The 13,628-nt window shown below is 40.1% G+C and carries 15 protein-coding genes; 11 read left to right on the top strand and 4 right to left on the bottom strand.

The genetic code is table 11. The annotated features are described in order from the left end of the window. Positions 1 to 22: 22 nt before the first annotated feature. The 3 genes from PTUN_RS14840 to hldE are packed head-to-tail and all read left to right on the top strand — an operon-like array spanning position 23 to position 3,527. Positions 23 to 1,435, top strand: a complete 1,413-nt coding sequence (locus tag PTUN_RS14840; protein ID WP_009837760.1) for a capsule assembly Wzi family protein — start codon at positions 23 to 25, stop codon at positions 1,433 to 1,435. 59 nt (positions 1,436 to 1,494) lie between these two features. Then, on the top strand, positions 1,495 to 2,082 hold the full coding sequence (locus PTUN_RS14835) for an SIS domain-containing protein (RefSeq protein WP_009837759.1): 588 nt from the start codon (positions 1,495 to 1,497) through the stop codon (positions 2,080 to 2,082). Next, positions 2,082 to 3,527 (top strand): bifunctional D-glycero-beta-D-manno-heptose-7-phosphate kinase/D-glycero-beta-D-manno-heptose 1-phosphate adenylyltransferase HldE, encoded by a 1,446-nt coding sequence (gene hldE / locus PTUN_RS14830; RefSeq protein WP_009837758.1) that lies wholly within the window; start codon positions 2,082 to 2,084, stop codon positions 3,525 to 3,527. Before PTUN_RS14835 ends, hldE begins: the two co-directional genes overlap by 1 nt. 57 nt (positions 3,528 to 3,584) lie before the next feature. Here the strand turns inward: hldE and PTUN_RS14825 are convergent, their stop codons facing one another. Then, on the bottom strand, positions 3,585 to 4,310 hold the full coding sequence (locus PTUN_RS14825; RefSeq protein ID WP_009837757.1) for a 3-deoxy-D-manno-octulosonic acid kinase: 726 nt from the start codon (positions 4,308 to 4,310) through the stop codon (positions 3,585 to 3,587). A 127-nt stretch (positions 4,311 to 4,437) separates the two neighbouring features. Here PTUN_RS14825 and PTUN_RS14820 point away from each other — a divergent pair, with 127 nt between their 5' ends. The 6 genes from PTUN_RS14820 to glpG all read left to right on the top strand — a co-directional run bounded on the left by PTUN_RS14820 (position 4,438) and on the right by glpG (position 9,687). Beyond that, positions 4,438 to 5,493: a glycosyltransferase family 9 protein gene (locus PTUN_RS14820; RefSeq protein WP_009837756.1), complete on the top strand. Its 1,056-nt coding sequence runs from the start codon at positions 4,438 to 4,440 to the stop codon at positions 5,491 to 5,493. Then, positions 5,490 to 6,038, top strand: coding sequence for a D-glycero-beta-D-manno-heptose 1,7-bisphosphate 7-phosphatase (gmhB, locus tag PTUN_RS14815; RefSeq protein WP_009837755.1), 549 nt, complete (start codon positions 5,490 to 5,492; stop codon positions 6,036 to 6,038). Before PTUN_RS14820 ends, gmhB begins: the two co-directional genes overlap by 4 nt. A 132-nt stretch (positions 6,039 to 6,170) precedes the next feature. Continuing rightward, entirely contained in the window at positions 6,171 to 7,367 is a 1,197-nt protein-coding gene (locus tag PTUN_RS14810; protein ID WP_009837754.1) for a glycine C-acetyltransferase, read from the top strand. A gap of 87 nt (positions 7,368 to 7,454) precedes the next feature. Then, entirely contained in the window at positions 7,455 to 8,480 is a 1,026-nt protein-coding gene (gene tdh, locus PTUN_RS14805) for an L-threonine 3-dehydrogenase (RefSeq protein ID WP_009837753.1), read from the top strand. A gap of 74 nt (positions 8,481 to 8,554) precedes the next feature. Continuing rightward, complete coding sequence (gene glpE / locus PTUN_RS14800) at positions 8,555 to 8,875, top strand: thiosulfate sulfurtransferase GlpE (RefSeq protein ID WP_009837752.1); 321 nt, start codon at positions 8,555 to 8,557, stop codon at positions 8,873 to 8,875. Next, positions 8,872 to 9,687: a rhomboid family intramembrane serine protease GlpG gene (glpG, locus tag PTUN_RS14795; RefSeq protein ID WP_009837751.1), complete on the top strand. Its 816-nt coding sequence runs from the start codon at positions 8,872 to 8,874 to the stop codon at positions 9,685 to 9,687. The genes glpE and glpG overlap by 4 nt, the downstream gene beginning before the upstream one ends. A 74-nt stretch (positions 9,688 to 9,761) precedes the next feature. Here glpG and PTUN_RS14790 read toward each other — a convergent pair whose 3' ends face one another. Continuing rightward, on the bottom strand, positions 9,762 to 10,157 hold the full coding sequence (locus PTUN_RS14790) for a flagellar basal body-associated protein FliL (RefSeq protein WP_009837750.1): 396 nt from the start codon (positions 10,155 to 10,157) through the stop codon (positions 9,762 to 9,764). Positions 10,158 to 10,386: 229 nt separating this feature from the next. On the opposite strand from PTUN_RS14790, the gene PTUN_RS14785 reads away from it, so the two are divergent. Together PTUN_RS14785 and ubiA are read left to right on the top strand one after the other, a co-directional pair. Then, positions 10,387 to 10,929, top strand: a complete 543-nt coding sequence (locus PTUN_RS14785; protein WP_009837749.1) for a chorismate--pyruvate lyase family protein — start codon at positions 10,387 to 10,389, stop codon at positions 10,927 to 10,929. Further along, positions 10,926 to 11,804 (top strand): 4-hydroxybenzoate octaprenyltransferase, encoded by an 879-nt coding sequence (gene ubiA, locus PTUN_RS14780; protein ID WP_009837748.1) that lies wholly within the window; start codon positions 10,926 to 10,928, stop codon positions 11,802 to 11,804. The genes PTUN_RS14785 and ubiA overlap by 4 nt, the downstream gene beginning before the upstream one ends. A 7-nt stretch (positions 11,805 to 11,811) precedes the next feature. Here the strand turns inward: ubiA and PTUN_RS14775 are convergent, their stop codons facing one another. Then, positions 11,812 to 12,441, bottom strand: a complete 630-nt coding sequence (locus PTUN_RS14775) for a 2OG-Fe(II) oxygenase (RefSeq protein WP_009837747.1) — start codon at positions 12,439 to 12,441, stop codon at positions 11,812 to 11,814. A gap of 110 nt (positions 12,442 to 12,551) precedes the next feature. Beyond that, on the bottom strand, positions 12,552 to 13,472 hold the full coding sequence (locus PTUN_RS14770) for a LysR family transcriptional regulator (RefSeq protein WP_083781264.1): 921 nt from the start codon (positions 13,470 to 13,472) through the stop codon (positions 12,552 to 12,554). Positions 13,473 to 13,628 lie beyond the last annotated feature (156 nt).

Raw genomic sequence — 13,628 nt, 5'->3', positions numbered from 1 at the left:
TTATTTTATTTACAGCAAATTTATGAAATTAAAATATTTATCTTCTTTACTGCTGGTTGCCGCAACTTGGCAAGCAAGTGCAAAACCATCGGCTTATTTGCCGCTTTATGTTGATGCTCACCTTGAGCAACAAGTTGATACCATGTTTGTATTAACCACCGGCACACCAATGAGTAAGCCTTATTCATTTAATGAAATCGATATTGCGCTGCGCCAATTACGTAAGGTTGATAATGGCTTATATGATGCCATTCGTATTGCGCTTAAGCCGTATCGTGGTCAGGATCAAATTAGTCGTAGCGGTTTAAAAGCGACAATGAAATACGATAAAACGGTCGCCATTGCCAATCAACGCGGTTTGCAATCGGATGAATGGGGCCAAGGATTTTTTGAAGGTGTCTGGCGCCCAAGTGAATCAACACTGGTACAAATTGGTGTCGATTATCGTTTTAGTTCCGGTGATTTAGTTGCTTACAATACGTTTTTTAGTGTGGCTGGTGATACTTTACAACTTGATATTGGTTATAAAGAACATTGGTTTTCACCGTTTAAATACGGCGCACAATTAATCTCAACCAATGCAAAAACATCTCCTTCGGTATCGCTTGGTTTTTCACAACCTCTGGCCGATTGGTGGAATCTTGATTTTGAATTGTTTTACGCCAAGTTAGAGAAAGTAAAGCAAGGTATTGAATCACAAGGTGAATGGCATGATGGTCGTCCTCGTATTGCTGGCACACATTTAAGTATTGAGCCGTTAGAAGGCTGGAAAATAGGCTTAAACCGAATTTTACATTTTGGCGGTGGTCCGCGAGAAGTGAGCACGAATGATATTATTAAAGCTTATTTTGATCCGGGCGGTAATGACAATAAGCATGGTGATGATGAAGAACTTGGTGATCAATTAGCTTCGGTCACGTCGAGTTTTAATTTTAATTGGGTAACACCAACAGAACTTTATTTTGAATATGGCGGCGAAGATACCGATCAATACAGTAACTATGGTTTTGGTAATACCTCCTTTAATAGTGGGATTTATTTACCCAAATTAACTTCGAATTGGTCGGTGCGTTACGAATATAGCTCCTGGAATACACGTTGGTACACTAACTCTATTTATAAGTTTGGTAATACTAACGATGGTGCTGTGTATGGCCATTTTGCGGGCGATCAGCGTGTTTTTTCTGATGGCACACGTTCACAAATTCATGTGGTTGATGTCGGTTACAGTGAAAATATTCAATCATCGTGGCATTTTAAAGTGACCAAAATTAATAATGAAGACTCGCAAGTGGCTGATTACACGCCATCGCTTGAATTTCAACTCAGTAATAGCCGAAAATGGCAAGAGTATCGGGTTGAAAGCCAACTGACGTATGGCACAGATGTTTTTGATGAGAAATACGGTCACTTATCTGTCGCTTGGTTTTGGTAACTCAGGCATTTTATATAGTTAGAAATGGCACTTAGGCCATGTTCTATGAAGGATTAATAATGAATTCGACAACAACAGCCCAAAGTTATCTTGCAAGTTTAGCGCGTCATCGCGCTGCCTTTGATACTTTAGAAAATCATCAAACTCAAGCGTTAGCGCTTTTAGAGCAATGTCTTATCACTTTAAAACAAGGTGGTAAAGTTGTGTGGTTTGGTAATGGTGGTAGTGCCGCCGACGCTCAGCATTTAGCGGCTGAATTTGTTGTGCGTTATAAAAAAGAGCGCGGGCCACTGGCTTCTATTGCCTTAACCACCGATACGTCAATATTAACGGCTCATTCAAATGACTATACCTTTGATACAGTGTTTGAACGCCAAGTTCAGGCGTTATGTAAACCACAAGATTTAGTTATCGGTTTAACCACCTCTGGTACCAGCAAAAATATTAATCTAGCCCTCGAAGCAGCCAACGAAATTGGCGCTTATACCGTTGCGCTTACGGGCCGTGATGGCGGTTTAGTAAAAGACATTGCCAAACTTGCCATTATTATTGCTAATGATGAAACAGCTCGTATTCAAGAAGCGCATATGTTTTTGGGTCATTGGTTATGTGAAGCGCTTGATTTAACTTGGACGGAGTCGCTTTAATGGATTTGGCATTATTAAAAAATTTATCTCATGCCAAAGTGCTGGTGGTAGGTGATGTGATGCTCGACCGATACTGGCATGGTGATTCGGGCCGTATTTCACCAGAAGCGCCTGTACCGGTTGTTAAAGTAAATCAACTTGAAGATAAAGCGGGTGGCGCTGCCAACGTTGCTAAAAATATTGCTCATCTTGATGGCAAAGTGAGCTTGCTTGGCATCATTGGTAAAGATGAGTGTGGTGATACGTTACAGCGTTTATTGGCAAATGAGAAAATAGCATCGGAGTTAGTGGTGCAAGAGTCTCATCCTACCATAGCTAAAATGCGCGTGATCAGTCGCCATCAGCAAGTGGTGCGCCTAGATTTAGAAGAAAACTTCACCCAAGAGCAAAGCCAGCTATTACTTAATCGGTTAGCACAAATCATTGATGACTACGATTTTGTTTTATTTTCTGATTACAACAAAGGCTCGTTAACGCTTATTGAGCCTATGATTGCTTTGGCCAAACAAGCGGGTAAAACCGTATTGGTTGACCCAAAATCAAAAGATTTATCGCGTTATGCTGGTGCTGATTTTATTACCCCTAATTTAAGTGAATTTAAAGCCGCTGGTGGCGAGGTCGGCTCTGAAGAAATTATTCTGGCTTCTGCCCGTAATATTATTCAAAACTGTGGTTTAGGTGCGATATTATTGACGCGCTCTGAGCAAGGGATGTCGCTTATCACCCTACAAGATAAGTTTGATTTTGCGGCGCAAGTGCTTGAAGTTTCAGATGTGACCGGTGCTGGTGATACGGTAATAGCAACCTTAACAGTGATGCTTGCAGCGGGTATGGCGCCCAAAGATGCAGTTGAGATTGCTAATTTAGCTGCAGGGTTAGTGGTTGCGAAATTAGGTGCTGCAACAGTAACGCCTGAAGAGCTTGGGCGTAAGTTGAGCCAGTATTTATTGCAAACAGGTGAGCACTATCAAGCACCATTTGAAGATGTATTACAGCATATTGAATTTGCAAAACGTAATGGCGAAACCATTGTTTTTACTAATGGCTGCTTTGATATTTTACATGCTGGGCATGTGCGTTATTTGGCACAGGCCAAAGCAATGGGTGATCGCTTAGTTGTTGGACTGAACAATGATGAGTCAATTGCCCGTTTAAAAGGTGCTGATCGTCCAATAAACCCATTAGATGAACGCGCGATGGTATTGAGTGCGTTAAAATCGGTCGACTGGGTTATTCCGTTTGGTGATTTAGCACAAAACGATACTCCTGCAGCGCTGATTGAACAGGTTAACCCAGATATTTTAGTCAAAGGTGGTGATTACACCGTTGAACAAATTGCAGGTGCTGATTTTGTATTAGCACAAGGGGGAAAAGTGGCGGTGTTAGAGTTTTTAAACGGTTGTTCAACCTCGAATGTGATTAAAAAAATCAAAACACAAGACTAACGGCGGTTAATTTAGTCATTCATTCTGTAAAAAAGCATTACCAAAAAGCCTGAATTATCAGGCTTTTTTTATGTTTTTTTGGTAATGGCTGATAAACAGCGCCCAATCTTGCTCTGTCCAATAAAAACAACTTAGCCGTTTGGCTTGCTTATTAAATGAGCGCAATAGTCGGTTGATATTTGCTTGTTGCCAGCTCTGTGCTGGTGGCTTTAATTGGCCGCGATCAAAGTCGATTAAGAAAATTTCACCTTTATCATCAAATAAAATGTTATTGATATTTAAATCAGCATGAAACACACCGGCGTTATGAAAATCTGCGATGCACTGTGCGATTTTGATGATTTCATCTTGGGTTAACGCTTTGATCTGTAACCGATCAAGCAGGCTATCGGCGCCAGTAATTGCTTGGGTAATAATATCGGCGCGATAAATTAAACCTGCTTGACTAAAACAAGCTGCAACTGGGGTTGGAACATTAAACCCTTGCTGATGGAGCTGACATAACAACATAAATTCGCGATAGACTCGTGAGCGTTTAATTCCTAAATTTAGATATTGGTCTTGTAGTATTTTTCCGACTAACCCTCCTCGCCAATAGTGGCGCAGCACAGCTTTAAGTTCATCATGTTTAAAAAACCAAGTGGTGGCTCGTCCTGTTTTTTGTGCATAAATTTTGTCTTGCTGTTGCCAAAAGCTTGGTTCGAACCAGGCTGGGGTCAGATCAGTTGGGCTGTATTGCCAAGTGAGTAGCGTATTATTGCCACATTGAGTGGATTGGATCATAAAACAAGATTACCGCAGGTTAAGTCTGCTGCTAGTTTACAATAACTTGCCTTAATGTGAACATTTGGTTTGTGGCGTGATTTAATTTAAGATCAGCCCTGCGCTTTGTTCTGCCTTAAGGATTGTTGTGAATTCACACTTAAACATTAAAGAAATTTGTATTTTGCGTTTGTCAGCAATTGGTGATGTATGCCATGCCGTAGCGGCTGTGCAGGCTATTCAAAAACAGCATCCTACGGCCAAAATAACCTGGGTGATTGGTAAAATTGAAGCCATGTTATTAGCTGATTTACCGGGTGTCGAATTTGTTATTTTTGATAAAAAGCAGGGTAAATTAGCCTACCAGCAATTAAAACAACGTTTTAAAGGCAAACAATTTGATGTATTGCTTCATATGCAAGTGGCGTTACGGGCAAATTTAGCCGCAGCTTGTATTCCAGCCAAAGTAAAATATGGTTTTGATTGGCACCGAGCTAAAGAAGGGCACAGCTTATTTGTTAATAAACGAATTGCAGCACAATTTGAACCTCATGTATTAGAAGGTTTTTATGGCTTTGCCGCCAAACTGGGTGTGAAACCGCAACTACCAGCGTGGCAAATGCCTTATCAAGAAAGTGATTTAGCGTGGGCGCAGCAACAGTTAGCCGGATTTGAAAAGGTATTTGTTATCGCGCCTGCTGCGAGTAAAAAAGAGCGTAATTGGCTTGCAGAGCGTTATGCTGCTTTGGCTGATTATGCGGTAAGCAAAGGTTATAAGGTCGTGCTCAGTGGCGGGCCAACGGAAATGGAGCGTGAACTAAGCACCGAGATTATTGGCTATAGCCAAAGTGATATTTTAAATTTGGTCGGTAAAACCAGCTTAAAGCAGTTATTGTGTGTATTAAAATGTGCTGATTTAGTACTGGCACCTGATACTGGGCCTGCGCACATGGCGGTGACTGTTGGCACGCCTGTGATCGGCTTATATGCGCATTCAAATCCAAAACGCACAGGGCCATATTTATATCAAGACTACGTGGTCGAAGTGTACCACCATAATATACAGGCTCAGTTTGGTCGCCCTGCGTCACAATTGCCTTGGGGTAAACGCTGTAAAGGTGCTGATTTAATGGCGCAAATTACTACTGATGCAGTGATTAAAATGTTCGATACTGTGGTTGCCAAAGAGTTAAATAAATTATGAATAAAGCAATATTTTTAGACCGTGACGGCGTGATTAACGTTGATCATGCCTATGTGCATAAAATTGATCAATTTGAGTTTGTAGCTGGCGTATTTGAGGCGTGTCGACATTTTGTTGCTTTAGGTTACAAATTGGTGGTGGTGACGAATCAGTCGGGCATTGGTCGCGGTTATTACTCTGAGTCTGATTTTGCCACCTTAACGGATTGGATGACATTACAATTTGAACGCGAAGGAGCCCCATTAGCGGGTGTTTATTTTTGTCCGCATCATCCTAAAAATGCGCAGGGTATGTATCAAACAGATTGCGAATGTCGAAAACCGGCTCCAGGTATGCTTGCTCAAGCAATTAGTGAGCATCAGATTGATGTAACACAAAGCATTATGATTGGCGATAAATGGTCAGATATAGAAGCCGGGCAGCGAGCTGGGGTAGCGCGATGCATTTTAATTCAATCTCAGTACTCATCCGATGAGCAGGCAATCGCGCAGCCAGACATCGAAATTTGGTCATCCTTAGCACAAGGTGTCGACAAAATAAGCTAAACCATACACTAGGTGTACAGTATTTATGTAGTATTTCAGTGCATTTATAAGTTGAAACTTTTACAATGCCACTCAGTTTTTTAGGTTACACCAGCCTAACTATCAACTCGTTCAAAACTTTGGAGAAAACAGATGAGAGCATCTGCGTTTTATGAGCAGCTACAGCAGCAAATCAATGAAGTCAAAGCAGAAGGTTTGTACAAAAGTGAACGTATTATCACGTCACAACAACAAGCCGAAATTCAAGTAGCATCAGGCCAAAAAGTTATTAACTTTTGTGCTAACAACTACTTAGGCTTAGCTAATCATCCAGAGTTAATTGCAGCTGCAAAAAATGGTTTAGATCAACATGGTTTTGGTGTTGCATCGGTGCGTTTTATTTGTGGTACCCAAGACATTCATAAGCAGCTTGAAGCAAAAATCAGTGAATTCTTAAAGACTGAAGATACTATTTTATATTCGTCATGTTTTGACGCCAATGCCGGTTTATTTGAAACGATTTTAGGCGCTGATGATGCGATTATTTCAGACTCTTTAAATCATGCGTCAATTATTGATGGTGTGCGTTTATGTAAAGCAAAACGCTTTCGTTATGCCAACAATGATATGGCTGACCTTGAGCAACAACTTATTGCCGCAGATGCTGCTGGTGTGAAAACCAAATTGATTGCCACCGACGGTGTATTTTCAATGGACGGTGTGATTTGTAATTTAGCCGCTGTGTGTGATTTAGCTGATAAATACAATGCACTTGTAATGGTTGATGATTCACATGCTGTTGGTTTTGTTGGTGAAAATGGCCGTGGTACACCAGAGTACTGCCAAGTGATGGACCGAGTTGATATTATTACCGGTACATTGGGTAAGGCTTTAGGTGGGGCATCAGGTGGTTATACATCAGGTCGCGCTGAAATTGTTGAATGGTTGCGCCAACGTTCGCGTCCATATTTGTTTTCAAACTCACTCGCGCCATCAATTGTAACTGCTTCACTTAAAGTGATCGATATGCTGAGTGAAGGCCAAGCGCTGCGCGATACGTTATGGCAAAATGTGGCTTATTTCCGTGAGAAAATGGAAGCTGCTGGTTTTACCTGTGCCGGTAAAGATCACGCGATTATTCCTGTGATGTTAGGTGATGCCAAAGTGGCATCAGCAATGGCTGATAAGCTACTTGCCGAGGGTATTTATGTAACTGGGTTCTCATTCCCAGTGGTACCAAAAGGTCAAGCACGTATTCGCACTCAAATTTCAGCGGCTCACACCACTGAGCAGTTAGACATTGCCATCGATGCATTTACTCGCATTGGTAAAGAAATGCAGATTATTTAATCTATAGTTAAATTTCAGCATTTAACGTTAGATTCCAAATTGACTAAACAGCCTCTTATTTGAGGCTGTTTTTGAAAGAGAAATAGTATGAAAGCGCTATCGAAATTAAAAGCAGAACCGGGCATTTGGATGACCGAAGCGGCAAAACCAGAAGTCGGTCATAATGATTTATTAATTAAAATCCGTAAAACAGCAATTTGTGGTACAGACGTTCACATTTATAAATGGGATGAGTGGGCGCAAAATACAATCCCTGTACCTATGGTGGTTGGCCACGAATATGTGGGCGAAGTAGTTGATATGGGCCAAGAAGTACGCGGATTTAAAATTGGTGATCGTGTATCGGGCGAAGGCCATATTACATGTGGTCATTGCCGTAACTGCCGTGCGGGTCGAGTGCATTTATGCCGCAATACCATAGGTGTGGGTGTTAACCGTGAAGGATCATTTGCAGAGTATTTAGTGATCCCTGCTTACAATGCATTTAAAATCCCAGACAATATTTCTGATGAATTAGCATCAATTTTTGATCCATTTGGTAATGCGGTACATACAGCTTTATCGTTTGATTTAGTGGGTGAAGATGTACTTATCACTGGCGCAGGCCCAATTGGCATTATGGCAGCAGCTGTTGCTAAGCATGTTGGTGCTCGTTATGTTGTTGTTACCGATGTGAATGAATATCGCTTAGACCTTGCGCGTAAAATGGGTGCTACACGAGCGGTAAATATCGCAAACGAAAAGCTTGAAGATGTGATGAAAGAGCTTGGTATGACAGAGGGCTTTGATGTTGGTCTTGAAATGTCTGGCGTACCTTCTGCATTTAAAAACATGCTGAGTAATATGAATCATGGTGGAAAAATTGCCATGCTAGGTATTCCACCTTCAGACATGGCGGTTGATTGGAATCAGGTTATTTTTAAAGGGTTAGTGATCAAAGGTATTTACGGTCGTGAAATGTTTGAGACCTGGTATAAAATGGCCAGCTTAATTCAATCGGGGCTTGATTTATCTCCGATTATTACGCATCAGTTCCCAATTGATCAATTCCAACAAGGATTTGACACCATGTTGTCTGGTCAGTCAGGTAAAGTGATTTTAGATTGGTGTTAATCCTTTTTTAAACACGTTATTATTGAGGGGCATTCGCCCCTTTTTTTCGCATAAAATTCCATTTAGAGGTAGTTATGGCTTTTAAACATTTAACAGTGGCTCAAGCTAAAGAGTTATTGGCAAACCCTGCAACAGTAATTGCTGATATTCGTGATGCAAACACATATTCAAAAGGGCACATTCCTCAAGCGGTGAATTTATCTAATGCGAATATTGGCCAATTCATGATTGAACAAGAGTTTGAACATCCTATTATTGTGGTTTGTTATCATGGAATTAGCTCACAAGGTGCTGCTAACTATTTAAATGAGCAAGGTTTTGAAGATGTCTATAGCTTAGACGGCGGTTTTGAAGCATGGGCCACATCGTGTGCAGATAATATCGAACGCTCATGATTTTATTGGCTGAATTAACCAACCCGCGTGCGGCACAGGCTTTTTTTGATTATCTTAAAACGCAGCATATTACTGCTAAATTAATGCCAAAGTCTGCTCAGCGGGTCGAAATATGGGTTGATGAAGCGCATCATGCCAAAGCAGATGTGCTTTGGCATGAGTTTGAGCAAGACTCAAGCGCAGATAAGTATTGGTCTGCATCATGGGATGTGGGGACAACAGATTCAGGGTTGGCGTATCAAGGTGCTTCATTCGATCTTAAAGCGCGCTTTGATGCCTTAAGTTGGTTAAATCGTTCAGTGAGCTTGGTTTCGGTTGGGTTATATTTAGCCTTTATGTTTGGTGGCTTTAATGGTTTATTTAGTGTTTTAAAATTTAACCCCGCAAATCCTTTGCAATGGTTTACACCTGCGATTATTCATTTTTCAGCTATCCATTTAATTTTTAATTTGATGTGGTGGATGAGTCTAGGAAGCAAAATAGAACAAGCGCTAAGCAGTCGGCACTTAGTATTCCTTTTTTTGTTTACGGCATTGATAAGTAATTGGGCACAATTTTTATTGGTGGGTGATAACTTTGGTGGCTTATCGGGTGTGGTATATGGCTTGTTAGGTTTTTGCTGGATTTATGGCTATTACAGTAAAAATGAACAATTAGCGGTATCTCAACCAATAGTCGGTTTTATGCTGGTTTGGTTGGCACTTGGTTTTGCTGATGTATTATTTGTCAGTATGGCCAATTGGGCGCATTTGTTTGGTTTGATTGCTGGGTGTGTGGCTGGTTGGGCTTTAGCATGGCAGGCTAAAAAGTAGGCATCTAAAACGACGAAGCTCGAATCTAGGTTAAGATACGAGCGTCATTTTAAAGTTTGAAATATTATTTAAGCTTAATGATAGAGGTATTTAGTAAATAAAATATCGCGAATAATTTCATTACCTGTTTCTTCTTTTAATAGCTTTTTCACTGCTTCAACACATTTTTTACGAATTTCCTCACGACCAGTGAGAGACTTTATTTTATCTTCGGGTTCTTTGCTGAGTATTTCGACAATCGCATCGCGCAGCAGAGGATCATGATGTTCAACGACCGCTAAATTGGCCATATCCTGCAGCATAAGTTCAACGGTCACTCGTACGTAGCCCATTTTTTTGTTTGAAGCGCCAATATAATTGGTAATGACATCAGGTTCAAAACCGTAATAACCATAATTTGATGCTGCATAGCTGTTTAGGCTAGTGAACTGAATACCTATAGCGCACAATAAAACGGCTAATGATCGCATGTTTTTGTCTCTTATATTAGTAAATAACAACATAGTTAAGTGGTTTAGCTTGGCAATGATATCTGGTTTAGCAAATTATAGTCCAGCTTTTCCGTCAAGATATGTACGGCTTTATTTTGATTTATGTTCACTTACTTAATTGCTATGGATAACAATCTTAATCCATTGCGCTTTTTCATAAACTATTGAAATGTTATGATTGCTTTATAGGTATTGAGGTAAGTTATTTGTGTTCAAATATCCATTAAGTTTAGAAAACCATTGGTTACATCACGCTATTTGGCCTTTAACTGAGTTACAGCAACAATGGTTATTTGGTACTGGCTCTCTTACGGCTAAATTAAAAGCTAATACTAATCAATTTAGCGTTGAGGTACTGAGTGAAAAACACATGATGTTGACTGAATCGGACGCTTTAATGTGTGGCTTGGCTGTGCAAAACGTATTAGTCCGAGAAGTACTGCTGATGGGCAATGGCCAGGCGCAGGTTTATGCACAAAGTTGGATCCCTACAGATTTATTAGACAATGACCTTTCACTTGCCGCGTTAGGCGATAGACCTTTAGGTGAATACTTATTTCAACATGCTGATTTAATTAGAAATACTATAGAGGTTGCGCAGTTTTCTGTATCACATTGCCTCTTGCAATTAGTAAAGTCATTAAATTTACCTGCTGCTTGTTGTTATGGTCGGCGCAGTGTTTTTTCTCTTGCAGAGCATAAGATTATGGTTTGTGAGATTTTTTTACCTAACTCGGTATTATATCGATGAGTTTTATTTCATTACGTTTTGCACACATTGAACATTATTCAAAATTAATGCGCGTGGACAAACCAATCGGGACTTTGTTATTGCTTTGGCCTACGTTTTGGGCACTTTGGCTGGCCTCTAATGGATTGCCTGATTGGCATTTTATTATCGTATTTAGCGCTGGGGTCTTTATAATGCGCTCAGCCGGTTGTGTGATTAATGACTTTGCCGACCGAAAAGTTGATGGCCAAGTTAAGCGTACTAAAGATAGGCCCCTTGCTGCTGGTCTTGTGAGTACCAAAGAGACACTTCAGCTTTTTGCATTGTTAATTATTACTGCTTTTTTGCTGGTGCTTACGCTTAATTATCAAACCATTTTATTGTCTTTTGTTGCTCTGCTATTAGCATTTAGCTACCCATTTATGAAACGCTATACTCATTTACCTCAAGTGGTTTTAGGTGCAGCTTTTAGTTGGTCTATTCCAATGGCGTATATGGCGGTAGGGCAATCAGTTCCTGTTGAAGCTTGGATGCTTTATGGTGCAAATCTACTTTGGACTGTGGCTTACGACACAATGTATGGCATGGTTGATCGGGATGATGATATTAAAATAGGGGTCAAATCCACAGCAATTTTATTTGGCCGGGCTGATAAACTGATCATTGCAGTATTACAAATCTCGAGCTTACTGCTCATCTCTTACCTTATGTGGCAGCAACAAATGGCGACTTGGTTAATTATGCTCAATGCTGGTGTGGTGAGTATATTTTTTATGTATCAGCAATGGTTAATTAAAAATCGCGACAGAAATAATTGTTTTAAAGCTTTTTTAAATAATAACTATGTTGGTCTAGTTACTTTTATGGCTATCGCACTCGGGTTGAGTATCGGTTAACCTTACGCTAGTTAGTGGGATCGATAACACCGTTGACTGAGTTGTTTTTTCTAAACCAGCCTGCAATTGAATGACGAATATCAACGGCAGGTAGTACCTCATGAGCAAATCGCTCGCTTTCAAATACCACGAGAGTTCCTGCTTTTGGAGCTATGGTAGCTAAAACATCCTTACTTTTAGGTTGGTAAATAACCAGTTCACCACCTTGTTTTGGAGTATTAAGATAAAGCACCGTGGTAAAAACGCGATTAGAACGACCTTTAAAGGCATCAAAATGCTTTTTGTAAAAATCCCCATGATGGTAAGTTGCGTAATGGCATTCATAGTCAAATAAACCTAAAAAGAAGTGACGGTTTATTGCAGTGCGTAATTGTTCCATTAAAGCTAAATAGTGTTGCTGAATCAGGTTATCGTGTTCAAACCACTTTGTTTTATCAGAGCGAATAGTTGGATTAAGTTGTTTATCTAGCTGGCGACCAATACCCGCGAGTTGAAATAGCGCTTGCTGGCTTAAGCAATCGGTCAGTAATAACTCGATGAGATTTTCATCTATTGCGTTATCAATTACACCATAACCATCTTGGTGAATATGATCTAAAACATGTTCAAGAGTCAGATTGAAATTAGCGGTGCGCATATGGGATCCTTCAAGAAGTAGCGCATTATACAGTTAAGATGAGTTATTTTGCGAGAGTGAGTTGTGGGGATTAATAGCTATGTTTCCCCACACTTTATTTGAAAAAAGTATTAAAAAGTTTCGCTTTCAATACTTTCAAGTTGAGCTCCGGTTTGTAATTTCACTTCATCGGCAATATAGCTTAGTAGTTGAAGAGCTTGATGCTGAAGGTTGAAATCACGACTAGTAGTCAATGAAAGAGCTAACTTTTGAGACTCTTGTGTCGGTTTGATAATCATTAAATCAGGATTGCCGTCTATGGTATTGGTATGTTCAATTCCAGCAATGGCGACATGTTTATTATCTTTCACTGTTTGGGTAATTTGATCAATATTACCTACTTTGACAGTCGACACTTTATGAAGTGCTACAGCCGCATCTTGCAGCATTTTTTGTACTTGAATGCTAGATGAAAGGCAAGACAACATTGGATATGGATTAAGTGCCGTGCGATCAATTTCAGTTGCAAATGCTAATGGGTGATTCTTACTCACAAACAAAACAAGTTGATCGGGTAGTTGCACTATTTGGTTTTCAGGCAAATGATTTTGACTACTACCAATTGCGATATCAAGCTCATTGATTTTCAGCTTTTCGTTAAGTTGAGTTTGAGTATATAAGTGCATTTCGATAGAAATTTCAGGATGCTGCTGCATAAATTTACCACAGGCAAGCGGCACAATAGTTGTGGCATCCATGGTATAACCGATAATAATTTTGTCTATTAGGTTCTTTTTATGTTTAGCGAGTTTTGTTTTTATTTCTTTTAATTGAGTTAATGTATCTTGGCAGTAAATCAGAAATTGCTCTCCAGCATCAGTTAAATTAACAGAACGTGTGGATCGCGCGACTAGCTCGCAGTCGAGTTCTTGCTCTAAAGTTTGAATGCTACGGGTGAGTGCTGATGTACTGAGGTTACATTGTTCTGCTGCTTGGCGGAAATGGCGAAGTTTGCCGAGTGCCAAAAATTGCTCGAATTGTTCCAATCTCACTTTATGATCCTTCTCTTTCAAGTGAACTGAGCTAATACTGACTGTTAAACCAAATTCATTTTGGTATTTTGCATATTGATAAGTCAAAGGTTTTTGATTCTAAAACTTAATCTCTAATGCCGGGGGAGATAATATTAAAAAATTGGGTACTAAAGC

The sequence above is a fragment of the Pseudoalteromonas tunicata genome, assembly GCF_002310815.1.
Taxonomy (GTDB): domain Bacteria; phylum Pseudomonadota; class Gammaproteobacteria; order Enterobacterales; family Alteromonadaceae; genus Pseudoalteromonas; species Pseudoalteromonas tunicata.
This window is presented reverse-complemented; position numbering and strand designations above follow the sequence as displayed.